Genomic DNA, 23,375 nt, shown 5'->3' with positions numbered 1-23,375 from the left:
GGCTATCGGTTCTATAGTGAGGCGTGAAATCCCACAGCCTAGCGTGCCGATAGCCCCTAGTAACAATATTAAGCGCCAACTTCACTGGACTTATGCCATCATGTTGCTAGGTTGAGGTGGTCTTAATCAGGATTTCAGAAATAAAGTTCTTATGTCTACTAATGCGATCGCCCTGTGCAAGTATGTTGTTGTATTGACAACTATAGTTTTAACTCAGGCAGTTCCCCCCTCTGTGGTAGCCCGGTCTTCTCAAGAGGTTGTTAGTCAAATCACTGCTACAGAGTTTTTTGAGCGCGGTGTAGCACGCTACCAACGGGGAGATAAACAAGGGGCGATCGCTGATTTTACCCAAGCTATTCGCCTCAACCGTAACCATGCCCTCGCTTACTATAACCGGGGAGTGGTAAGGTTTAGGATCGGCAATAACTTGACTGAGGCGATCGCTGATTTTACCCAAGCTATCCGCCTTAATCCTGAATATGTTGATGCCTACTATAATCGTGCCATTGCCCGTGTCAAAGTTCAACAATACTGGCCCGCTATTGATGATGTTACCCAGGTGATCAGCCTCGACCCCTCTCATGATCGGGCTTTCTACCTGCGGGGATTAATTTATTCCGAAAATCTTAAAGATTATCAAACCGGGATTAATGATTTTACTGAGGCGATCCGCCTTAACCCCAGAAACTCAGCACCCTATTTTAAGCGCGGGAATGCTCGCTATCGCATTGGCGATCGTGAAAGGGCTATTGATGACTATAACAAGGCCATTGATATCAACCCATCAGACCCGGAACCTTATTATAACCGAGCCATCAGTCGCTACCAAATTGGCGATCGCCAAGGCGCTATCTTTGACCTACAGAAGTCCGCAGACCTATATCTGGATTTGGGTAATTTCGAGAAATACCAAAAGGCGATCGATACCTTAGAAAAATTTGAGAATTAATTCCCGTTAGCACACACCTTTACCGAATCTTTACAAACTTCCGGCAAATTTTACCAAAGTTTTATAGACTTGGTGTTATGTTTTGCCTAGAATGTGGGTAGACGGGTGTTAGATACTTAACCTTAGTGTCCGTCTGACTCCTGTACCACAGGACAGACATAGAGACTAAACAAAGTATCGCATCTATAATATAGCATTTTTCCCGGTTTCCTGTCGTCATGGGCTGGGTTTAGGGACATATTTTAAGGATTTGATCAGAACTATCAGTTTTGATCAGTTTTGATCGCGGCAGTCTCAAGGGTCAGTCAGCACCCCCGGCTGAAGCACGGGGGCTTCGTGCCCCCCGCTTTCAGGTAGCTGACCAGCTTAAGCCTTAACTGGCTACGTTCAGAGCAAGAGTTAAAGTTCCTACCCTGGAATGCGTGCTAGTTCCAGGCCCTAGAACCAAATCGTTAAACAGTTCTAAGGGGTTAAGACAGTGCGATTTGGAAAGTACCGACTCTGAACATTAGCGAAGCAAACGTTACGAGCAATCAGAACAGACGCAACAATGTCTAACCATATTTTCGTTTTAGATACCAACCGCAAGCCCCTGACACCGTGCAAGCCAGGGATGGCACGATCACTGCTCAAAGCCGGGAAAGCATCGGTATTTCGACGCTACCCATTCACCATTATTCTAAACAAGGAGGTTGACGCTAATCCTGAACCCCTCGAACTAAAATTAGACCCAGGCTCTAAAGTCACTGGAATTGCCTTAAAGCAAGGGAATCATATTATCTTTGCTGCCGAGTTGCAGCACCGAGGACAGCAGATTAAAGAAGCATTGCTCTCTCGTCGTCAACTCCGACGTTCTCGACGAAACCGCAAGACCCGATATCGACCAGCTCGGTTCTTGAATCGGACTCGTCCCGAAGGTTGGTTAGCTCCCAGCTGGCAGCATCGAGTAGATACTCTAATGACCTGGGTTCACCGATTTCCTAGACTTGCCCCAGTTGGCCGCATTACCCAAGAGCTAGTACGGTTCGACCTGCAATTGATGGAAAACCCTGAGATATCAGGTGTTGAGTATCAGCAGGGAGAATTACAAGGCTACGAAGTCAGGGAATACCTGTTGGAGAAGTGGGGCAGAACCTGTGCTTACTGTGGGGCTCAAAATGTACCACTTGAAGTTGAGCATATCCAGCCTCGGTCTAAGGGTGGCTCTGACCGGGTTTCTAACCTGACGATGGCTTGCCACTCATGCAATCAAGCCAAAGGCAATGGGGACATTCGGGATTTTTTATCGGGCCAGCCTGATGTCCTGAGTCGTCTTCTCAGGCAGGCCAAATCACCCCTTAAAGATGCGGCTGCCGTTAACTCGACCCGATGGGCCTTGTTCAAGGCTCTGAAAGCAACAGGACTCCCAGTTACCACAGGAACGGGCGGACAAACGAAGTTCAATCGACTGAGGCTCAACCTACCTAAAGCTCACTGGCTTGATGCTGCCTGTGTTGGACCAGTCGAATCACTCGAAGTTCTGACTTCAAAACCGTTGCTGATTTTAGCAAAGGGGCATGGAACCCGTCAGATGTGCGGGACGAATAAGTACGGATTCCCTACTCGTCACCGCTCCAGGAGGCAAATTCATAAAGGCTTTCAGACTGGCGACATGGTGACGGCTACGGTCACAGCGGGGAAGAAAATTGGCTCATATCTAGGACGGGTTCTCTGCCGTGCGTCTGGTAGTTTTGATATTACCACCGCTTCGGTACGGGTGGCAGGCATCAGCCACAAATACTGCCAACCCATTCACAGGAAGGATGGTTACGCCTATGCTTGAAAGATTGACGGGGACTAAAGTCCCCCTGTCGCGTTTCCTCCCCGGTCTAAAGACACGGGGCTTCCACGCTCCCAAGAGGTTTACGTGATGAATTATGGGTTCACCCACTATCATCAGACGACCTTGGACGAGCAACTCCTTTACAACCACTTGCAAAAGTTGGTTGGGGTGTCATCCCCACAGGAGATGCTTGCTTCTTTTCGTTGTCTGTTTTTGGGTGACCAGGAATATCAAGTCACGGAAGTTTGGGAAGCCTTGGAAAGAATTGTTGATTCCGAATCAGTCCGCGATCGCTTTCCGTTTATAATTAACCGCTGCTGCTATATTTTGGTTAACCAATGGCAGAAGCAGTCCCGTCTACAGTGGGCTATTCCAGAACTGATTGATCTACTTCTCATAGAACCGACTACTTTACCCTCTTCCTGGACCGCTCATCGTTTGCGTAGATTACTCTACAAATTTGTGCAAACTGACCAATATCAGGCACTACGTCGGCTCGCTAATGCTTTTAAAGATAGCACCAAACCCGAACCCGATTGTCAACCCAAGCTAGAAAATTTGATTGTTCGTTATCCCTATCTGTACGAACATTGTTTTTTGACCGATCATAGTGAAATTGATCAACGTCAGCAAATTCGGAAAATGCAGGAGGCGGCGGGACGTAAATTCGATCGCGACTTGTATCAATACATTACTTATCAACAAAAAACTACCATCCAGGAATTGGGCGTAAATCCTCCCCATAATCCTACCCTATTGAGCGATCGTAAACTTAGCCAAGCTATTGACCACTTTACCGGACAAGTAGATGGGGGATACACCTATAACGAGTCCTCTCAACTATTTCTGAAACAGAGTAGTAAGGCCAGTTCATATCATGCTTTTAAAGGGGAGCTATATGAGTATTTGACAAACTCTATGGATGGTAAATATGCTAACCGTTACTTTAAAAGGCGGCTGGAGCAAACCCTAAAAGATACCCTATCCCACAATGATTCTCATAGCGTTAACAGTAGTCTAGTTGCCGGAACCTGTAAAAGACTATTCGATTTTTTGGTAGTTGAAAGCGCCCAAAAACCTCAGCATTTTGTCTTAGTTGACCTCACCAATAACCTAGGCGTTACTAACGTCATGGGTTTAATGCTAAAAATTGTTTTGGTATGTCGGCAAACCAAACGAGAACTAGAAAAACGATTCGCTGTGTTATTTACGCATTATGGCAATTTTGAACGACCCCAAGTTGTTTGGCTGGTTGAGTCCCTGGAAAATCTAAATATTGCTTTTAGCACTCATTTCGGAGCATCCGCTATGCGATCGCTCAAGATTTCCTAGACTAGAGTGGGGAGGGAAAATCAATCATCATCAACCCTCCCCCCCAACCAACAATATAGCCCTTTAATTAATTATTAATTAGCAGGGTTTGTTGTTCCTCATGTAAATCTTGGAATAACGGGGTACTGAGGTAACGTTCGCCGTAACTCGGTTGAATCATCACAATTAACTTATCTCGATTTTCTGGTCTTTGAGCCACTTTAATCGCCGCACACAAAGCCGCACCCGAGGAAATCCCAGATAGTAACCCCTCTTCCCTCGCTAGACGGCGACTATAGCTAAAGGCTTCGTCATCACTAACTGTAATTACCTCATCAATTAGGGCTACTTTCAGCACCTCTGGGACAAATCCTGCACCAATACCCTGAATTTTGTGGGGTCCAGGTTCACCACCAGAAAGAACCGGACTGTTAGTGGGTTCAACGGCGATCGCTTTTAATTGTGGTTTCCGTTGTTTAAGCACATCCGCCGCCCCCGTGATTGTACCACCGGTTCCCACTCCCGCGATTAAAATATCAACCCGTCCATCCGTATCATGCCAAATTTCTTCAGCCGTAGTGCGGCGGTGAACCTCTGGATTAGCCAAATTGTTAAACTGCTGTAACATATAGGTATTGGGAACCGTATCGACCAGTTCATAAGCGCGCTGAATCGCTCCTTTCATCCCTTTAGAACCGGGGGTTAATTCTAATTTAGCTCCATAGGCGCGGAGCATAGAACGCCGTTCTAAACTCATGCTATCAGGCATCGTTAAAATTAACTCATAGCCTTTCGCCGCCGCTGTCATAGCCAACGCAATGCCAGTATTTCCTGATGTCGGTTCCACTAGGGTAGTCTTACCTGGAGCGATCAAGCCTTCGAGTTCCGCAACTTCGATCATATATGCTCCAATGCGATCTTTAACTGAAGCTGTCGGGTTCATCCCTTCGAGTTTAACCACAATTTGAGCTAAACAGCCTTCAGCTTGAGGAATTCGATTCAGTTGTACCAAAGGGGTACGACCAATCAATTCTGTGATGTTGTGAGCAATACGCATGGTGATCTCAATAACTACAGTTAACCTCAATTCTATAGTGATTTGGGCAGAGAAAAGTCAACCGTGAACCTGACCAGTGTGGAAAGCAGAAATTGTCAAACTTTCAATATATATGCTAAAATAAGGGGCTTTTTGCTGATACTTCCCCATAATTGAATGCCCACATATCTGCGGCAATTTAATCATAATTAACCTAGTATATCCTCGATATATTATGTTATAATCATGGTTAAATCCACAGATGGGAGATACCATAAAAGTTAAATTTGAGGTAATTAAAGTTGCAAAAGTTTAACCGAGTTAGTCATCCACAAAGACAAAATCAGTTAGAAAAGTTAATTGAACGCTTGGGATTATCTACTCAACAGAAGATTGCATGGCAATTACTTGATTTGGCACTAACTCATCCCAGTGTTTCCACTCAGGATAATTATGAACAACTGGAATTTGTTGGTGATTCCGTGGTGCGTCTGGTGGCTTCAGAACTTTTGTTAGAAACCTATCCTAATGCACCCGTGGGAGAGTTTGCGGCGGTGCGATCTATTTTGGTGAGCGATCGCATTCTGGCGGAAATTTCTGATAGCTATGGTTTGGGAAGATATTTGCTCGTGGGAGGAAGTGCTACCCGCGATCGCCTGGGAGAAGAATCTCGTTTAGCAGATTGTTTTGAGGCTGTTTTGGCTGCACTTTATCTCAGCACCAATACCCTAGAGTTAATTCGTCCTTGGTTAGATCAGCACCTGCTAGAGCGAGCTACTGAGATTTTTAATGATCCGGCTCGCCAAAATTATAAGGCTGCTCTCCAAGAATGGACTCAAAGTTGCTATAAAATTTTGCCCCAATATAAAGTTAATGAAACAGGTTATGCTGGTGATGAAGCGCGGTTTACCGCTTCCGTGTGGCTGAGGGGGGAACAATTAGGTACAGGAACAGGTAGAACTATTAAGGCTGCTGAACAGGCGGCGGCTCGTGTGGCTTTTTTATCAGTAGCCAAAAATGGAGGAGAAACAGATAATGAATGACCCGATTAAAATAGCAGTTCTCGGTACAGGACGCTGGGGTGTCCACTTGATCCGAAACTTTCAAAATCATTCTGGGTTTGAGTTAATAGCAGTAGCTGATAGCAATTCCGAACAGTTAAAAGCTGTGGGAGAACGATTTACACTCAACCCTGAACAAATGTTTGAGCATGGGTTGGCGGCTCTGGAAGTTCCGGGACTACAAGCTGTGGCGATCGCTACTCCCGCCTGCACTCATTATGACTTAATTTCAGCCGCGCTACAACGTGGGTATCATGTCTTAGCTGAAAAACCTTTAACCATAAACCCCGCTAAATCTTGGGAACTTTGGGAACTGGCTCAACAGCAAAATCGACAATTATTTGTCGATCATACCTATCTATTCCATCCAGTAGTTAACCAGGGTAAACAAGTCCTTGCTCAAGGTGTCTTAGGTCAACTACGCTACGGCTATGCTACCCGCACTCACCTAGAACCTGTCCGACAAGATGTTGATGCTCTTTGGGATTTAGCGATTCATGATATTGCTATCTTTAATACCTGGTTGGGTCAAAAACCTGTAGCCGTACAAGCCACCGGAACTGTCTGGCTACAAGGCGATCGTCTTTTGCAAACCGAGGATAATTCCCCAGCCTTTCCCGATAGTAAACCAGGTTTATCTGATTTGGTAGTAGCTACCCTCACTTACCCCGATAACTTTCGAGTTTTCCTACATCTATGCTGGTTAAATCCTGACAAACAGCGCCGTTTAGCAGTCGTCGGAAGCCAAGGAACATTGATTTTTGATGAATTATCCTCCGAGTCTCCTTTAACCCTACAACGCGGCTATTTAGAGCCTGTCAATGGTGGCTGGAAAGGAGCAGGTCAAAGTCGGGAAGTTTTACAGGTCGAACCTGGGGAACCTTTAAAACAAGTATGCGATCGCTTTTTTCAATGTGTTAAAGCCAATCAACCCTGTCCAATTTCTTCCGGTAAAATCGGAGCCGAATTAGTCGATATTCTGTGGGGTTTAAGTCAATCTCTACAAACAGGAGGACTCCCTCACCCCGTCCGTGATAATTCCTCAGAGACTTAAACAAACAAAAAGCGCCCCCCGACCGGGAGGCGCTCTATTTAATCCAAGCTATAAATTAGCCGATTTGAGGTGCAACCAAAGCTACAGGCTCAGACTCAGCAGAAGCCAAATCTAAGGGGAAGTTGTGAGCGTTGCGCTCGTGCATTACTTCCATACCCAGGTTAGCGCGGTTGATGACATCAGCCCAGGTGTTAACTACCCGACCGCTGGAGTCCATTACGGATTGGTTGAAGTTGAAACCGTTGAGGTTAAAGGCCATGGTGGATACACCTAAAGCGGTGAACCAGATGCCGATTACCGGCCAAGCACCCAAGAAGAAGTGCAGGGAACGGCTGTTGTTGAAAGAAGCATATTGGAAGATCAGGCGACCGAAGTAACCGTGAGCTGCCACAATGTTGTAAGTTTCTTCTTCTTGACCGAATTTGTAACCGTAGTTTTGAGATTCGATTTCGGTGGTTTCACGCACCAAGGAAGAAGTTACCAAAGAACCGTGCATCGCGGAGAACAAAGCACCACCGAATACACCAGCAACTCCCAACATATGGAAGGGGTGCATCAGGATGTTGTGTTCTGCTTGGAACACCAACATGAAGTTGAAGGTTCCAGAGATACCCAGAGGCATACCGTCGGAGAAAGAACCTTGTCCGATGGGGTAGATCAAGAATACTGCACTAGCAGCGGCAACAGGTGCGCTGTAAGCTACGCAGATCCAAGGACGCATTCCCAAGCGGTAGGACAGTTCCCACTCACGACCCATGTAGCAGAATACACCGACCAGGAAGTGGAAAATTACCAACTGGTAAGGGCCACCGTTGTAGAGCCACTCATCCAAGCTGGCTGCTTCCCAAATGGGATAGAAGTGCAGACCGATCGCATTGGAGGAAGGAACAACCGCACCAGAGATGATGTTGTTGCCGTACAACAGAGAACCAGCTACGGGTTCGCGGATACCGTCAATGTCCACGGGAGGAGCAGCGATAAAAGCGATGATGTAGCAGATGGTAGCAGTTAGTAGGGTAGGGATCATCAGAACACCGAACCAGCCTACATAAAGGCGGTTGTTGGTGGATGTTACCCAGCTACAGAACCGTTCCCAAGCGTTGGCGCTCTCGCGCTGCTGAATGGTAGTAGTCATGTTGGATATGATTGCTATATTGAGTTTTCGAGGTACTTATCCGGCAGTTGTTTTTCTACCGTGTATATAATATGACACACTCTGTTAAGGTTTGTAAAGGGGTTGAGCCACATTTATTTTAATGGCTGTCATAAGTAGAGCTTATCATCAATTCAACCATAATCGAGTCGAACCCTGAGAGAGCCTGTGGTTCCAGGCGACTATCGGCGGCTTGGGATATAATCATCAGCAACTGAGAAACACGAGAGACGGGGGAACCGCAAATGTCAGTTGAACTCACTGCCAATACTAGCCCCGAAACTGCTACCGAAACGGACTGGGAACCCCCCATGCCGCCCACAGACTTGATTTTTGATGATGGAGAGCCTTTGGAAAGTAACCGTCACCGCATTGCTATGAACGTCCTGATTAGGTCATTGCAACAGGCTTGGAGCGAGCGCCATGATTTCTATACAGGCGGGAATATGTTTATTTACTATAGCAGCGAACAAGCTAGGAACCGAGATTTTCGCGGGCCAGATTTCTTTGCGGTGTTAGATGTAGATGGCACCAAAGAACGACAGGGTTGGGTAGTATGGCAGGAAGGGGGTCGCTACCCAGATGTCATTGTGGAGCTAATGTCTCCCAGTACCGCCAGAGTAGATAAAGGAAAGAAAAAGGATCTCTATCAGCAGATATTCCGAACCCCAGATTACTTTGTATTTGACCCGTTTGAAGCCAACGCCTTTCAAGGATGGCATTTGCATAGTTCGGGAGGTTATCAGCTTTTAGAGGCGAATGAGCGAGGTTGGCTGTGGTGTGAGACCTTGGGCTTTTGGCTGGGAACTTGGTCGGGAACTATAGACCGTGAGGAGGCAATTTGGCTGCGGTTTTATGATACGGAAGGTAATTTAGTGTTGTTACCGGAAGAAGCTGAACGCCAAAAGGCTGAATCCGCCGAACAACGAGCCGAAGCCGCCGAACAACGAGCCGAACGTCTGGCGGAAAGGTTGCGCGCGCTGGGTTTAGATCCAGAGGAACTATAAAAGAGGCGATCGCACAACATCTACTTTCTAGGTAATTTACCCAACGCCTTCCCAGTGGGAGAATGTCTGTGGGAGCCAGTCCCCAAATCGGGAAAGTTGGGGATATAATCATCAGCAACTGAGAAATACGAGAGACGGGGGAACCGAAAATGTCAGTTGAACTCACTGCCAATACTAGCCCCGAAACTGCTACCGAAACGGAATGGGAACCCCCCATGCCGCCCACAGACTTGATTTTTGATGATGGAGAGCCTTTGGAAAGTAACCGTCACCGCATTGCTATGAACGTCCTGATTAGGTCATTGCAACAGGCTTGGAGCGAGCGCCATGATTTCTATACAGGCGGGAATATGTTTATTTACTATAGCAGCGAACAAGCTAGGAACCGAGATTTTCGCGGGCCAGATTTCTTTGCGGTGTTAGATGTAGATGGCACCAAAGAACGACAGGGTTGGGTAGTATGGCAGGAAGGGGGTCGCTACCCAGATGTCATTGTGGAGCTAATGTCTCCCAGTACCGCCAGAGTAGATAAAGGAAAGAAAAAGGATCTCTATCAGCAGATATTCCGAACCCCAGATTACTTTGTATTTGACCCGTTTGAAGCCAACGCCTTTCAAGGATGGCATTTGCATAGTTCGGGAGGTTATCAGCTTTTAGAGGCGAATGAGCGAGGTTGGCTGTGGTGTGAGACCTTGGGCTTTTGGCTAGGAACCTGGTCAGGAACTATAGACCGTGAGGAGGCAATTTGGCTGCGGTTTTATGATACGGAAGGTAATTTGGTGTTGTTACCGGAAGAGGCCGAACGCCAAAAAGCCGAACAAGCTCAACAGCTTGCTGAGGCCGAACGCCAAAAAGCGGAACAAGCTCAACAGCTTGCTGAGGCCGAACGCCAAAAGGCTGAGGCCGAACGCCAGAGGGCAGAACGTCTGGCGGAAAGGTTGCGCGCGCTGGGTTTAGATCCAGAGGAACTATAAAAGAAGCGATCGCACAACATCTACTTGAAATATTTATAGACATAGTTCCCCCTTGAGCAGCAACCATGCTAGGAATTACTCACGCTCAAGTTCCCTTTGTAGGTGATTAAAGTCGATCGCAAATAGATCTACTTTTTGGCGGATTAAAGCCTTCAGCAAGTCGCGACGATTTAAACCAGCTATTGGCGCTGCTTTGTCGTGAGGAATTTTACTTTTTTGATACCAATAGATAGCTGCCAAATCTGGAACCGGCAAACCTGAAATGGGAGAAACTCCTCTGGAGGAGATCTGGCTTGTCTTTTCAGCCTGGAAATTGTCCAGAAACGCAGAACCCGGTTTGTTAAAGAAACCGGGTTTCTTGTCTTATAATCGCGTTTTCTTCCGAGGCGCGGGAGAACCGCGTAATAATCCTTCGGTACTAAGATCCTCATCAATTTCTTCCCAACTAATCCCATAACCGCCGCCACAAATAACCCATTTTCTAACTGTTCTGGGGTAGCTTTTAATAGTCGAGGAAACCAAGCCAAAGGAACTGTAATAGTCCGTTTATTCATTAATAAAACAATACAATTATCTTCATATATCAGATATTTTTTACTCGAATATCAGTCTGAATTGTCCTATTCATACCATGACTCCAAAAATTATTTTACACAGACTGAGTTCCATAAGTAGCTAGTATTGTTAATCTATTGGCTCCGGTGTTATGCGCTTGTACCGGGGTTACAGCATGGTGAGAGTGAGGGCTAAATCGAAATAGATAGGCTTGGAAAGGAAGATATGAAACTTGCGATCGCGTTATCATTTTACCCTCAATTTGTTCCTGTAGTAACAGCACACCTCCCGAAAATTGTGGTTTTGGATCTGGAAACAAAAGCAAGCGAAAAGTCTCACCAAAGGGGTTTCGATCGCTATGAGTGCCAATTTTATCTCCATCGTAGAGTCGGTGTCCAGTCAAGCTGACAAGGGTAGCTGGGGGAGAATCTACAAAATTGCAGAGACGGGTGACTAAGGTAGGTTCTTGCAAAGTTTGTACTAGGTCGTTAAATACACCACCAAAAATCGAAGCTACAGTTAACAGGTTACAAACTTCGTGTTCATAAAATGCTTCTTGTACCCGCAGCCAACGAAAAGGTAAAGCGTTAAGTGCATCGAAAAGTTGCTGGCAAAAATCTATATTTATAGCATTGGGCAGCACAGCATGAGGATAAGGAAGAGCAGACTCAAATTGGGAACGCAGTTCAGTTTCACTGCCCGGAAATAAATTTTGAAGCTCAAAGATAGATTGACTCATTACACATATTCCTCAAATAATTGACTGTTATCAGAATGATTCAAGTTCAGGGATTCTGTGCGGGCACCCCAAGTGAAAATAACAGTCCACCGACCCTCAGTTTTGGTGGCAGAATGCACCTGACTTACAGAATGATAGGAGTTATTGCCGATTCGGAACAAAACCCAGCTATCTCGCTGGTGAGGGATGCGCTTAATCGGCAGTTCTTTGGCGTTAGGGTGAATGCAAAATTCACCGCCTGAAAAGTTTCTCTCGCCCAGCATCCAGCACAAACGTAGTTTCTCCCCGTGGTCATTTGCATCATTATGAATTTCAATTTCATCGCGATCGCCCAGATAGTGAATTACTACCAGACTCTCGGTACAGGGACTGCCGGCTAAGATAGAAGCAATTTCTAGGACATCTTGGCAATTAGGTGCAGCAATTAGCGCTTGAATTACCGAATTATTCCCGGCTATTTCAGGAGACAATACGGCATCGTATTGAGAGTAAAAGTCTGCCAAATGGCGACGCATAGGTACTGTTTTTATAGCTGCCTCAAAACAGTCTATGTGTTTTCCAACTAATTGATTTCCTGCACAGTGAGGATATGGCTTTGCCGACAGAAATGCGGTTAATTCTGCCTCTAAAGCTTCTATGAAACTATCGTGCAATATATTTTTCATTATATCTTGCCTTGTTTTGATATTCATTTTAATTAAATCTGAATCTTTTTTTTGAATTTACCAATCATCATCTTGACTAAATACCAGCCCCAAAAACCTTTCTTACTTAAGTCCAATAGAATTAATATAGGCAAGAAGAATAATAAATAACTGCAAGTGATGCCCCACCAACCCGTACCCGATAAGTAAAGACGTTGCCCGGACAGTTGCAGGCTATTTAAATTTGTTGTATCAATTAAAATTTGAGTTGCCGAGGGTGGCCAGCACAACATGAGTAAAATGCTTAATTCAACCACCACTTTTAGCCAGCTTGTATAGCTACTGGGTGAAAGCTTTTTAGGCAATCCTGCTATCTTAAGCTGACTTACTTCAATGGTTTCTCTCAAGTTATATATTTGATATTTTTCGGGGCAGTCCACTAAAATTCTGACTATGACATAATCTCCTGGCTCTAAATCTAACTTATTTTTATTAATTTCAATATTTGGCAATTGATTTTTATCTTTGGTAATTTGAACTTTTATTTCCTCCCCATCATTGGTTTCTGCATAAGCTAAAATCACGCGAGCATTGCTTTTATCAAAGCCACTCAAATGAATCGGCCATTCTACTTGTGACTTGCAGTCTTCTGGTTTAATCCGTTGATTGCCTGAGTTACGCAGAATAACGATTAATACGCCACCATTAATGATTTGAATGTCTCCTACTTTAATGTCTTGATTTTTGACCGGGCTACTTTTCGGAAGAGGTTCAGAAGATATCACCTCAAAAGAAAGCGCTCTGTAATTTTGTTGCCAGTAAAACAGGATTGTGAAAAAGGTGCCTAAAGCTGTGATGGCTATCCCCCAAAAATTTACATTATGCCATTGGGATTTTAATCCGTTTAACAGAAAATCTAATAAAGTGTAAATCATGGATGCTTTGCTGTAATTACAAGGGGGTTAACTTATTTCCTACTATTTTCAATAGCTTTTGTCATATATTAATTGTGATATTTTTACTGTCTGTGTCCAAATGTCATAACAATATTGGTTCGATCGCCAGATTTTTTAGGAATGGGTGTGATATCATGGGGCGTGTCTTTTCCCATCAAAAAAATCACAGCATGGTTCGGCAAAGAAGGGTAAACAATCGGGGGTTTCTCTGGACGATCCGGGTGCCAAAAGCGAAAATCCCACTTACGGAGAGACGATCCAGGTACTTGCAGCAGCCAGTTAATTCTTACTATCAATTGCCCGTTACAAGTTCCATCCGCATGGTTGAGAATTCGTTCTCCTTCTCGAAGGCGATAGGAAAATATCTCTCTTTGAGCCGTTACAGACACCCCGGTCAAACGAGCTATTTGTTCTACCATTTCCGACTTTTGAAGACGCTGCATCAAGGTTTTAACAATTTCGGGACAGCCACGGGTTTGACTCCAAGCCACAATATCCAAACTATCTTGGCTGTAAATATCTCCAATTCTCCGAGTCCAAGGGGCCGATCTCATTGCTTTTACCAGGGCCTCGAATTCTTCTGGAGGCAGCATGGGAGTTAGTTGAAAGGATGGCGTTGCGGAAGTTAAATTAAATTGAACATTAGGGTTAGAGTCCGTTAACCAAGGAGATGATGCATTTATTACTGGCCCTGGATTAACTGAAGATGTCAAGGGTTCAGCGATCCGGGTTTTAGTCACTGAAGGTGTGCTTTTTTCTTGGAGTGGATTTTGCCGATTACCGACCCAAGCAAACCACTGTATGTCTGGTGGCAAATCTTCTCCCTGGTAGGGACGTAAGGTGACAAAGGAATGACAATCTTCAGTGACCACAATTAGCTCTCCCGGCTCTAGTTGGTTATCTGAAATCAGAACTGGGCGATCGCTTAATTCTGCTACCAAACGGAAAATCTGAACTACAGGAGCATCTAATTGCTTTGATGACCGAGGCATCCAAACTCCCCAAGCTAGAATATTTGTGTCAGCAAAAATGTTTTCTTTCTTTGGACAACCAAGCTGCTTTAATACAGTAGTTATCGTCTGGTTATGACGCGGCCCGACTAGAAAGATATCGTCAATTTTTATCCCTGGTTGGCACGGAATAACTGCGTCGGCACTCAAAAAATCCTGAATGCTATTCAGTGAGAATTTAACCTCATCGTTAGTCTGAATATGTATGGGATTGCGGATGGTAATCATGGGTAAATTTATCGGGGATGATTAATAGCTGGCATCCAATTTAATGGCGACTGTCGGAATGTCTGTTTGACGACACTGGCTGCATAGTTAGCACCAACTTGCTCCAGATCGCTCACTAGATAATCTGCTTCTTGACAAATTATTTTTTCTGTGGAAACATACCATTCCAGCAATTGATAATTTAGGTGCAATTTTCCCTCTGGGTCGGCTACACTTCGATGCAGCGATCGACTAATTGCTGTGGACTGTAGCCCTGTTGCTCCATCAGCAAGGCAGTCATCAAGGTCACATCGTCCTAGCAAAACTCCTATATAAGATTGCACCAATTCAGCAGCACGAGAGTCAACGGATGGCGGGGATAAAAAATAAGCAACTCTATGACAAACATCCTGGCGAATCAAGGCCATTGTTAAACTATCTGCTGTCAGTTTATCTCGCCAAGGAGACAAGGATTTTGCCGTTCGCTTAAGCAGGTATTTCCCCTCTGCTGTGGACAGTTTTAAATTGAGCAGACTACTATAAATTGCTGTTAACAGAATTGAGTCAGACAAGGAGAAAAAAGCACTATCTCGATCGTGGAGGTCATCCACCGATCGCCCAAACATACAAAGCCAGAAACGCTTTTGCATCTCTGGTATAAGATTGGCCTCCAAGCAGCCACCCTGTTCTATTTCAATCACGGGAACCACCCACCGCAGAATATACATTCTCACCAGATGAATGAGAATGTACTCCTCGGCTTTAACTCCACATTCGCGAATAGTTAAAATTCGTTGTTCTTCGGTGTTAACCAGCTTTAAAATAGCCGCAGCCATCCCCCCCTCATCAGGCAAGTTATACTCGATATTGCCAACTTTGATTTGCATTTTAATTTCTATGAGTAATTTGTATGAGTCAGGGCTGGTTGAGCAGATGTTTCCCTTTCCTATTCATGTCCGCTTGCGGAAAGTTTCTGCAACAGAGTTGTCGCCATTTCACGCATTTGGACTGTACGGCTGCGATTAACCGCTTGGCGAGCAAAAATTTTCGCTTGGGAAATATCCCCATCAATACTCCAACGGTGTGCCCAAAGTAGAGAAACACCGGCATCTTTGCGAAAGACTTTTTTGAGTGCGACTCCGGCTTCTTGACCTCGCCCTTGCTGAATGGCTTGGTATGCTATTTTTAGTAGTGTCTCTTGGGATTCCCGTCCGCCGATCGATTCAGCGCTATTAGCGATACAGCCACCGTAACAGGAACGGTCTTCGGCAAATTCGCAGGTATCACAGCGATCGTACACTTGCGGGCGATCGTATTTTTCATCAATAACTCGTTTGTAATAAGCCATTAATTCCGAGAAGTTATCAAAGTCTGTCAGTTGGGTTCGTTCCAAATCGGATAACGCATAACACCGAAAAACTTCTAGGGCTGGGTTCACGTCAATAACTGGGCCACAAGAACGAAAGGCAGCACTTTTGGGCTGTGTTAGCTGAATTCGACCCAGTTGTTCGGGCGTGAAAAAGCACTTAGGTAGCGGACAATCGAGATAGGCTTGAATGTGTTGCCAGTAGGCTGCTTCCAGAAATTCAGCTATTCTTGGGGCTACAGCGCGATACTCTGATGGACTTAATACTTGGACTTCCGGTGATGGGTTCAGTTCTGGATAGGCAACTGTCCAGCGCAAGTATTCAACGCCAAAGGATTCACACACATCTAAAATTTCTTGGTAGTTGAAGTCCTGACGCCAAATATTAAAGCCGATGTTAACAGGAATGCCCAGGTTAAGAGCAACGTCAATGTTGTGCAGGACTAACTCGTATTCACTGCTTCGCCGATAGTCCCGACGCTCGTTGAGATTAACTAGCAGTCTAAGGCGATCGCGATAGGGTTTCAGTTTGAGAATTTCATTGGTATTGCAGATGCCTCCCGTAAAAATAGTGGCATCACCCAAAGCGGGTTCAGCCATCGACTTTTCTAAGAGATAAACCAGGTCTTTATATAAAAAAGGTTCACCCCCAATAATATTCAGATGAAAATTTGGACCACTGCGACCGATAAACTGCACCACCCGATCGACACTTTCACGAGTTAAAACTGTCTTTTTTCCTGACTTACCCATCTCGGTGGAGGCAAAACAGTAGGCACAGTAATTGCTACACTTGTCAATAACAATCAAATTCATGGAATCTACCTAAAATTGATGTTTTGAGATTTTACTGGTGGGCTAAAAGTTGCTGCGTTTAGACTCTATTGCCAGTTAGTTATAATGTCAGCAGCCCTTTTACTCTTAGCCATTTGAGGATTCATCTGTGCTACTTGCTCGATCGCCTCTAAAGGCAAGGTGCGAAGATAACGTTCAAACCGTTTAGTTGCGCCACAATGATTTTCTGGAGTTTCCGGATCGCTCAAATCAAATGCCGGACACCCATGTTCGCAAACAAATCTCGCGGGACAAGTCCGACATTCTTTTTCGTATTTGTCTGTCTTCCCATGAAATCCATGTAATTTCTGCTTCCACCAATCTGGATTGAACCCATCTGGATCGAGTATATTTCCGAGTAAGTAATTTTGGACATTTCCGCTAGAACCAGCGCAACCACAAGGATAAATTTCACCAGTTTTCTTAACAACAATCATATTAATTCCTGCGTGGCAAAAAGGATTGTCACACCTTAACTGAGCCAGAAATTCTTTAGCAGAAGGTGCAGCTAGATGACGCTGGATTTTGGCTAACATTCGCGTCTCTACAATTGCCCCCTCATAGCGAATGAGACTGTCTAAGTTATCTTTAAGAACTCTAAATATTTGCTCCTCGGTTAAAGGTGTGGCACCCGTTCCGTGTCCCACTGCCGAGGCAATATTCAGATGAAAAGCTGTAATTCCTAGTTGGTAGAAAGTTTCGTAAATTTGGGGAACTAATGTCCAATTGTGAAGATGAATAACGGCGATCGCCCCTGAAAAAATACCTCTGGAACGCAATCGCTTTAAGTTATGAATCGTCTTTTTGAAGCCACCTCTCACCTGATTGTGTACGTCTTCTGGGCCGTCTATGGATGTGCCAATCTTCACTCCATGACGCGCAAATACATCAATATGCTCGTCATTTAGTAGAGTTAAATTACTTTGCAAACCAAAGTCTACTGTTTTGCCCTTGTCTCCCATAATTTTGACGGCCAAGGTGCAGGCTTCATCGTACCATTGAGCCCTTTGAAGCAATGGTTCTCCACCGTGAAAGATTAGTTCAATATGAGATTTTCGCGAATACTCAGCGATTCGTTCTATGGCGATCGCGAAACTATCGATATCAAATAAAGGAACTTCTTTTCCTGGAGTTTCTACTTCGGCATAGCAGTAGCTACAATGTAAATTGCAGACATTAGTTAGCTCGATATGAAGTTCGTGAACGTTTCGGAGACTGACCCACGAACGATTGATGGCGGAATAACTACTGCTAACCGTGTTGTCAGGTAAAGTTTTCATCTTGGCGCTTCCGTTAGGTTATCCAAACTCACCGCGAGTTTTTTTGCCTCTCAAACAAAACGAGTTTAGTCTAGTAGAAGGAATCTAATAGAAGAAATTTTATTTGCAGAGGGATGGGCTATTTGTCCGAGAGGCGATCGAGCAGTTATTCTGAGTTGTAGATACCAATCTAATCTTCAGTTAAAAATTTGCTATCCTTAACTCAAAAGAACTGGCGGTGTCTAAGTACCTTTATTGTATTTGTGATAAACGTAATATCCAGGAACGGTGCTTTCGCCTTCTGAGGGAAAGACATGATCCTGAGTCAACTTCCGCTCGTCATCAATCAAACTAAAAAACTCTTCCTGTGAAGGTAGGGTGCTGGATACCGATTCTTGCGGCTGAGTGCTTTCTGATTCCTCCGATTGAGTCCGGAACAACTCTGGAACGTGAAAGTGATTAGAAGTATTTTGAGACATGGCTATAGCCCTATTTCAGTAAACTTAGAATATTTCCTACGCGCTGTTTCATACAAGGTAGGATCTCTGATAGAACATGACAATAAAATCCACCTATTGCAGCTAGTGGTTTTTTAGCGGAATAGTTTTCAACAGGTGTAAATTACTATTGTACTGCTTCTATATTATCTTAATCTATATCCGCGAAAGTAATCAACTCTGGAAAGTGGGATTTAGTACCCAATTTTTCCCAGTGCCCTGAAAAAAATTAGTAGGATTTGGTAGGATTTGGTTCCCGGTGATTGACAAAGTAGGATTTGGTAGGATATAGTTCTTGCTTTAAGATTAAGTCTCTGTATTTTTACTGATGAAAAATATTGAAGAAGTGTTAGAGTGGGCTGAAAAGCTGATCCTTGAGAAAACCGGCGAACCTCTCAAGCCTATAGAGGAAGCCATACTCAAGGGTGTGTGGTCAGGGAAAAAGTATGCTCAAATTGCTAAAGAATATAATAATTGTCGTGAAGCTCACGTTAAGAAAGAAGCCGCTAAGTTATGGGAAAAGTTACGGGAAGAATTAGGAGAAGACCTGAATAAATATAATTTTCGTTCCAAGGTAGAGAAAAAACATCGGGTTTCTCAAGGATCAAATTTTGGTTACTGTGTACAAATTAATGAGGGAAGTATTCATCTTTGGGGGGAAGGTTTACATCCTGTTAAAGAATTGCAAACCCGATCGCCCTCTTCCCCCGACTCTTCTCCTCACTCTTCTTCTCATTCTTCCCCCACCCAAAATTCTTCACCCATTATCGACTTAATCGACGCCCCAGACCTCACGGACTTTTACAACCGCACCACCGAACTAAATACCCTCAAACAGTGGATATTACAAGACCAGATCCGCTTAATTACCATCTATGGATTAAGTGGCATTGGCAAAAGCGTATTAACCAGGCAACTCATCGAACAAATCAAGCCTGAATTTGACTATATTATTTGGAAAAGTCTCACAGAGACTCCCACCTTTTCCTCCCTGAAAAACCAACTGCAACAATTTTTTTACCAGTCACAAAATCCCCCATTTCCTACAATAATTGATTATTTCCGTCACTGCCGTTGCTTAGTCATATTGGATGACCTACACAATCTTTTTAAAAGCGGTGCATTGGCGGGGGAATACTTGACAGACTTTAAAGAATACCGGACAATTTTTCGGAAAATTGCCAAAAACCATCATCAAAGTTGCGTGATTCTCCTCAGTTGGGAAAAACCTAGAGCCATTGCTACCTTAGAAGCGGAAACACACTCCACCCGCACGTTACACCTGAAAGGATTATCAGCCGATGCTGAGGAAATTTTGCGATCGCACCAATTAACCGACTCCGACAAATGGCCGGAATTAATCAACCTCTATCAAGGACATCCTACCTGGTTAAATATCATCGCCTCAACCATAGTCGAACTATTTGATGGTAGCGTTTCCCTATTTTTAAGCCACAGCGAGGACATCTTTTTAGGTGACTTAGAACCCATTTTAGAATCTCAGTTAGAACGATTATCCCAATTAGAACAACAGGTGATTTCTGGTTTCCGAGACCATCAAGCGATCGCCCTTTCTGAACAACCCACTAATCCTGAATTATCCCCATCTGAATTATGGTCAGCCATCCAATCTTTAGTTAGACGGGGGTTGCTAGAAAAAATATCAGAGGGAGAGCGAGGAATGTTTCAACTGCATCCGATTTGGCAACAGTATCTTAAATTTAAGCTAAGTTAGAATAGTTTAAAGAGAAAAACTAGGAGAATCCCTAAAATGCGTTCACCTTTACCCCTGTTTACCGTTGAAGACTATATCATCGCTGAAGCCGAAAGCACCATTCGCCATGAGTATATGGGCGGTTATGTGTTTGCTATGGCGGGTGCTAGTGAAGAACACAATCTCATTGCCGGTAATCTTTATGCCTTATTACGTTCTCATCTGCGGGGGAGTTCCTGTCGGGTATTCATGTCTGATATGAAAGTCAAAGTTCAAGACGATATTTTTTATTACCCTGACTTACTCGTGACTTGTAACCCCGAAGATAATCACCGATACTTCAAAACACAACCTAACCTAATTATTGAAGTGCTGTCAGAAAGTACCGAAAGCACTGACCGACGAGAAAAATTAATGAACTACCAAACCTTAGAAACTTTGAAGGAATATGTTTTAGTCTCTCAAGATGTTATGCAAGTGGAAGTCTATCGTCAAGAAACTCCGGGGAATTGGACAGTTCAAATCTTAGGAGAAGATAATCAGTTAACCTTGGAATCTGTGGGGCTAACTGTGACCGTGGCGCAAATTTATGAAGATGTATTGAATGTGGGTCAGTGAATTTAAGCACAAAAAAGCGCCCCCCTGGTGGGAGGCGCTCTATTTAATCCAAGCTATAAATTAGCCGATTTGAGGTGCAACCAAAGCTACAGGCTCAGACTCAGCAGAAGCTAAATCTAAGGGGAAGTTGTGAGCGTTGCGCTCGTGCATTACTTCCATACCCAGGTTAGCGCGGTTGATGACATCAGCCCAGGTGTTAACTACCCGACCGCTGGAGTCCATTACGGATTGGTTGAAGTTGAAACCGTTGAGGTTAAAGGCCATGGTGGATACACCTAAAGCGGTGAACCAGATGCCGATTACCGGCCAAGCACCCAAGAAGAAGTGCAGGGAACGGCTGTTGTTGAAAGAAGCATATTGGAAGATCAGGCGACCGAAGTAACCGTGAGCTGCCACAATGTTGTAAGTTTCTTCTTCTTGACCGAATTTGTAACCGTAGTTTTGAGATTCGATTTCGGTGGTTTCACGCACCAAGGAAGAAGTTACCAAAGAACCGTGCATCGCGGAGAACAGAGCACCACCGAATACACCAGCAACTCCCAACATATGGAAGGGGTGCATCAGGATGTTGTGTTCTGCTTGGAATACCAACATGAAGTTGAAAGTTCCGGAGATACCCAGAGGCATACCGTCGGAGAAAGAACCTTGTCCGATGGGGTAGATCAAGAATACTGCACTAGCAGCGGCAACAGGTGCGCTGTAAGCCACGCAGATCCAAGGACGCATTCCCAAGCGGTAGGACAGTTCCCACTCACGACCCATGTAGCAAAATACACCGACCAGGAAGTGGAAAATTACCAACTGGTAAGGGCCACCGTTGTAGAGCCACTCATCCAAGCTGGCTGCTTCCCAAATGGGATAGAAGTGCAGACCGATCGCATTGGAGGAAGGAACAACCGCACCAGAGATGATGTTGTTGCCGTACAACAGAGAACCAGCTACGGGTTCGCGGATACCGTCAATGTCCACGGGAGGAGCAGCGATAAAAGCGATGATGTAGCAGATGGTAGCAGTTAGTAGGGTAGGGATCATCAGAACACCGAACCAGCCTACATAAAGGCGGTTGTTGGTGGATGTTACCCAGCTACAGAACCGTTCCCAAGCGTTGGCGCTCTCGCGCTGCTGAATGGTAGTAGTCATGTTGGATATGATTGCTATATTGAGTTTTCGAGGTACTTATCCGGTAGTTGTTTTTCTACCGTGTATATAATATGACACACTCTGTTAAGGTTTGTAAAGGGGTTGAGCCACATTTATTTTAATGACTGTCATAACTAGGGCTTATCATCAATTCAACCATAATCGAGTCGAACCCTGAGAATGCCTGTGGTATCAGGCGGCTATGGGCGGCTTGGGATATAATCATCAGCAACTGAGAAACACGAGAGACGGGGGAACCGCAAATGTCAGTAACTCACTGCCAATACTTGCTCGGAAACGGGGAAGGAGACGGACTGGGAACCCCCCATGCCACCCACTGATTTCCAGTTACAGCCGAGAAGTCGCACTAAACATTACCCTCACCCTCAATCCCTTTCCCGCCTGCGGAGAGGGACTTTCAAGGGGTATTGCATGATTACTGAAAGGGCTGTAAAAGACGATCGCACTAGAGAAAATTGATGGCATTGGTAATTTTACAAGCCACCAATCGTCTCAACTTCAGTAATCAAAAATTGCGGCTTATTATGGTAATGTAGCATTTGTTTTGAAAAATGAAAGTGCCTTACAAATTCGATGGTCATCACTTCCTCTTATGCTTGTTAAGCCTAATCTTAACGTTACTGGTGTCTAGTAATCCGGGAGTTGCCCAACAAACGGGTGAGCGGTTAGTAGTTGAATTAACCCCAGCAGAACAAGCGTATATTCAGGCTAATCCAGTTATCCGAGTTCATGGGGAGTCGGGTTGGCCGCCTTATAACTTTGTTAAGAATGGTAATCCTACAGGATTTAGCAATGAGTATATTAAGATGATCGCGGAAAAAGTGGGGCTGCAAGTTGAGTTTATGGTGGGTCCAACTTGGTCGGAATTTATGACGATGTTGGCTCAGAAAGAAATTGATGTGGTCACTAATATGGTGATCACCGAAGAACGTCAGAAATTCGCGCTCTATTCTGAGCAATATGTATTTGACTTGGTGAATTCTTTGTTGACGCGCAAAGATGGGGAAGATTATACTGATATTGAACAGCTTAAAGGTAAAAACTTGGCGATTGTCAGAGGTTTCTTTTTCGAGGAAATCTTAACCAAATACTATCCTGAGATTAACCTACTGTTGACTAACAACACCTTGGATGCCATGAAGCAGGTGGAAGCGGGGAGAGCCGATGCTGCTTTAGAAAGCCATGCCACTTTTAACTATTATATTGAACGCTATTTTTTGACAGAATTAATCAGTCGTCCTCTGATTAATCACCCTCATTTCTCGAATGTACCTCAATATTTAGGCATCCGCAACGATCGCCCAATTTTGAAATCAATTTTAGACAAAGCTATGGCAGCGGTTTCGGAAGAAGACTATGCCAATCTCCTTCGCCGCTGGTATTTGGCTGCGGATACCGCCAGCTTTAATTTTACCAGAACAGAATTGGAATATTTATAAGATAAAGGT

Annotated in this window: 23 protein-coding genes and 1 pseudogene; 10 read left to right on the top strand and 14 right to left on the bottom strand. The window is 44.5% G+C overall.

Going from position 1 to position 23,375, the window contains the following annotated elements:
- The first annotated feature begins 151 nt into the window (after positions 1-151).
- From NLZ44_RS22920 to NLZ44_RS22910, 3 genes are all read left to right on the top strand, one after another.
- Positions 152-949 carry a tetratricopeptide repeat protein gene (locus tag NLZ44_RS22920; RefSeq protein ID WP_493751271.1) on the top strand — a complete coding sequence of 266 codons (798 nt, stop codon included), beginning with the start codon at positions 152-154 and terminating at the stop codon, positions 947-949.
- Positions 950-1,499: 550 nt separating this feature from the next.
- Positions 1,500-2,771: an RNA-guided endonuclease IscB gene (gene iscB / locus NLZ44_RS22915; protein ID WP_493751270.1), complete on the top strand. Its 1,272-nt coding sequence runs from the start codon at positions 1,500-1,502 to the stop codon at positions 2,769-2,771.
- Positions 2,772-2,957: 186 nt separating this feature from the next.
- Complete coding sequence (locus tag NLZ44_RS22910) at positions 2,958-4,103, top strand: Sll1247 family protein (protein WP_493751269.1); 1,146 nt, start codon at positions 2,958-2,960, stop codon at positions 4,101-4,103.
- A gap of 67 nt (positions 4,104-4,170) precedes the next feature.
- Here NLZ44_RS22910 and cysK read toward each other — a convergent pair whose 3' ends face one another.
- A complete protein-coding gene (cysK, locus tag NLZ44_RS22905) occupies positions 4,171-5,139 on the bottom strand; it encodes a cysteine synthase A (protein ID WP_006621989.1) in 969 nt (322 codons plus the stop codon).
- Positions 5,140-5,420: 281 nt separating this feature from the next.
- Between cysK and rnc the strand changes: the two genes are divergently transcribed.
- Entirely contained in the window at positions 5,421-6,161 is a 741-nt protein-coding gene (gene rnc / locus NLZ44_RS22900) for a ribonuclease III (RefSeq protein ID WP_111890739.1), read from the top strand.
- Positions 6,154-7,233, top strand: a complete 1,080-nt coding sequence (locus NLZ44_RS22895; protein ID WP_187758066.1) for a Gfo/Idh/MocA family protein — start codon at positions 6,154-6,156, stop codon at positions 7,231-7,233. The genes rnc and NLZ44_RS22895 overlap by 8 nt, the downstream gene beginning before the upstream one ends.
- Positions 7,234-7,288: 55 nt before the next feature.
- On the opposite strand, the gene psbA (NLZ44_RS22890) is transcribed toward NLZ44_RS22895, so the two are convergent.
- Both psbA (NLZ44_RS22890) and NLZ44_RS22885 read right to left on the bottom strand, forming a co-directional pair.
- Positions 7,289-8,368, bottom strand: a complete 1,080-nt coding sequence (psbA, locus tag NLZ44_RS22890) for a photosystem II q(b) protein (protein WP_048894885.1) — start codon at positions 8,366-8,368, stop codon at positions 7,289-7,291.
- Between the two features lie 118 nt (positions 8,369-8,486).
- On the bottom strand, positions 8,487-8,648 hold the full coding sequence (locus NLZ44_RS22885) for a hypothetical protein (protein ID WP_493751268.1): 162 nt from the start codon (positions 8,646-8,648) through the stop codon (positions 8,487-8,489).
- Here NLZ44_RS22885 and NLZ44_RS22880 point away from each other — a divergent pair.
- Together NLZ44_RS22880 and NLZ44_RS22875 are read left to right on the top strand one after the other, a co-directional pair.
- The gene (locus NLZ44_RS22880; protein WP_493751267.1) at positions 8,632-9,393 is read left to right on the top strand and encodes a Uma2 family endonuclease; all 762 of its coding nucleotides are present in this window, start codon (positions 8,632-8,634) and stop codon (positions 9,391-9,393) included. The two genes, NLZ44_RS22885 and NLZ44_RS22880, sit on opposite strands and share 17 nt — an antisense overlap.
- Before the next feature lie 149 nt (positions 9,394-9,542).
- Positions 9,543-10,367 carry a Uma2 family endonuclease gene (locus tag NLZ44_RS22875; protein WP_493751266.1) on the top strand — a complete coding sequence of 275 codons (825 nt, stop codon included), beginning with the start codon at positions 9,543-9,545 and terminating at the stop codon, positions 10,365-10,367.
- 75 nt (positions 10,368-10,442) lie between these two features.
- Here the strand turns inward: NLZ44_RS22875 and NLZ44_RS22870 are convergent, their stop codons facing one another.
- From NLZ44_RS22870 to NLZ44_RS22825, 10 genes and pseudogenes are all read right to left on the bottom strand, one after another.
- Positions 10,443-10,607, bottom strand: a complete 165-nt coding sequence (locus NLZ44_RS22870) for a UPF0175 family protein (protein ID WP_493751265.1) — start codon at positions 10,605-10,607, stop codon at positions 10,443-10,445.
- 123 nt (positions 10,608-10,730) lie between these two features.
- Positions 10,731-10,921 (bottom strand): annotated as a pseudogene (locus NLZ44_RS22865) (DUF2442 domain-containing protein).
- A gap of 95 nt (positions 10,922-11,016) precedes the next feature.
- Positions 11,017-11,661, bottom strand: a complete 645-nt coding sequence (locus tag NLZ44_RS22860) for a hypothetical protein (RefSeq protein WP_493751264.1) — start codon at positions 11,659-11,661, stop codon at positions 11,017-11,019.
- Entirely contained in the window at positions 11,661-12,353 is a 693-nt protein-coding gene (locus NLZ44_RS22855) for a 2OG-Fe(II) oxygenase (RefSeq protein ID WP_493751263.1), read from the bottom strand. The genes NLZ44_RS22860 and NLZ44_RS22855 overlap by 1 nt, the downstream gene beginning before the upstream one ends.
- Positions 12,354-12,358: 5 nt before the next feature.
- Positions 12,359-13,240 (bottom strand): hypothetical protein, encoded by an 882-nt coding sequence (locus tag NLZ44_RS22850; RefSeq protein WP_493751262.1) that lies wholly within the window; start codon positions 13,238-13,240, stop codon positions 12,359-12,361.
- An 83-nt stretch (positions 13,241-13,323) separates the two neighbouring features.
- Positions 13,324-14,253: a hypothetical protein gene (locus tag NLZ44_RS22845; protein ID WP_493751261.1), complete on the bottom strand. Its 930-nt coding sequence runs from the start codon at positions 14,251-14,253 to the stop codon at positions 13,324-13,326.
- A 254-nt stretch (positions 14,254-14,507) separates the two neighbouring features.
- Complete coding sequence (locus NLZ44_RS22840; protein WP_493751260.1) at positions 14,508-15,365, bottom strand: hypothetical protein; 858 nt, start codon at positions 15,363-15,365, stop codon at positions 14,508-14,510.
- 59 nt (positions 15,366-15,424) lie between these two features.
- Complete coding sequence (locus NLZ44_RS22835) at positions 15,425-16,660, bottom strand: radical SAM protein (protein WP_493751259.1); 1,236 nt, start codon at positions 16,658-16,660, stop codon at positions 15,425-15,427.
- Positions 16,661-16,725: 65 nt separating this feature from the next.
- Positions 16,726-17,958, bottom strand: a complete 1,233-nt coding sequence (locus NLZ44_RS22830) for a radical SAM protein (protein WP_493751258.1) — start codon at positions 17,956-17,958, stop codon at positions 16,726-16,728.
- 221 nt (positions 17,959-18,179) lie between these two features.
- A complete protein-coding gene (locus NLZ44_RS22825) occupies positions 18,180-18,416 on the bottom strand; it encodes a hypothetical protein (protein WP_493751257.1) in 237 nt (78 codons plus the stop codon).
- Between the two features lie 346 nt (positions 18,417-18,762).
- On the opposite strand from NLZ44_RS22825, the gene NLZ44_RS22820 reads away from it, so the two are divergent.
- Together NLZ44_RS22820 and NLZ44_RS22815 are read left to right on the top strand one after the other, a co-directional pair.
- Complete coding sequence (locus NLZ44_RS22820; protein ID WP_493751256.1) at positions 18,763-20,169, top strand: helix-turn-helix domain-containing protein; 1,407 nt, start codon at positions 18,763-18,765, stop codon at positions 20,167-20,169.
- A gap of 36 nt (positions 20,170-20,205) precedes the next feature.
- On the top strand, positions 20,206-20,766 hold the full coding sequence (locus NLZ44_RS22815; RefSeq protein ID WP_493751255.1) for a Uma2 family endonuclease: 561 nt from the start codon (positions 20,206-20,208) through the stop codon (positions 20,764-20,766).
- 60 nt (positions 20,767-20,826) lie between these two features.
- On the opposite strand, the gene psbA (NLZ44_RS22810) is transcribed toward NLZ44_RS22815, so the two are convergent.
- Positions 20,827-21,906, bottom strand: a complete 1,080-nt coding sequence (gene psbA / locus NLZ44_RS22810) for a photosystem II q(b) protein (RefSeq protein WP_048894885.1) — start codon at positions 21,904-21,906, stop codon at positions 20,827-20,829.
- Between the two features lie 572 nt (positions 21,907-22,478).
- Here psbA (NLZ44_RS22810) and NLZ44_RS22805 point away from each other — a divergent pair.
- Positions 22,479-23,366: a transporter substrate-binding domain-containing protein gene (locus NLZ44_RS22805; RefSeq protein ID WP_493751254.1), complete on the top strand. Its 888-nt coding sequence runs from the start codon at positions 22,479-22,481 to the stop codon at positions 23,364-23,366.
- Positions 23,367-23,375: the final 9 nt, after the last annotated feature.

This window comes from Arthrospira sp. PCC 9901, assembly GCF_059013425.1.
Note: the sequence above shows the minus strand (reverse complement) of the source record. Positions and strands in the feature narration are given on the sequence as shown.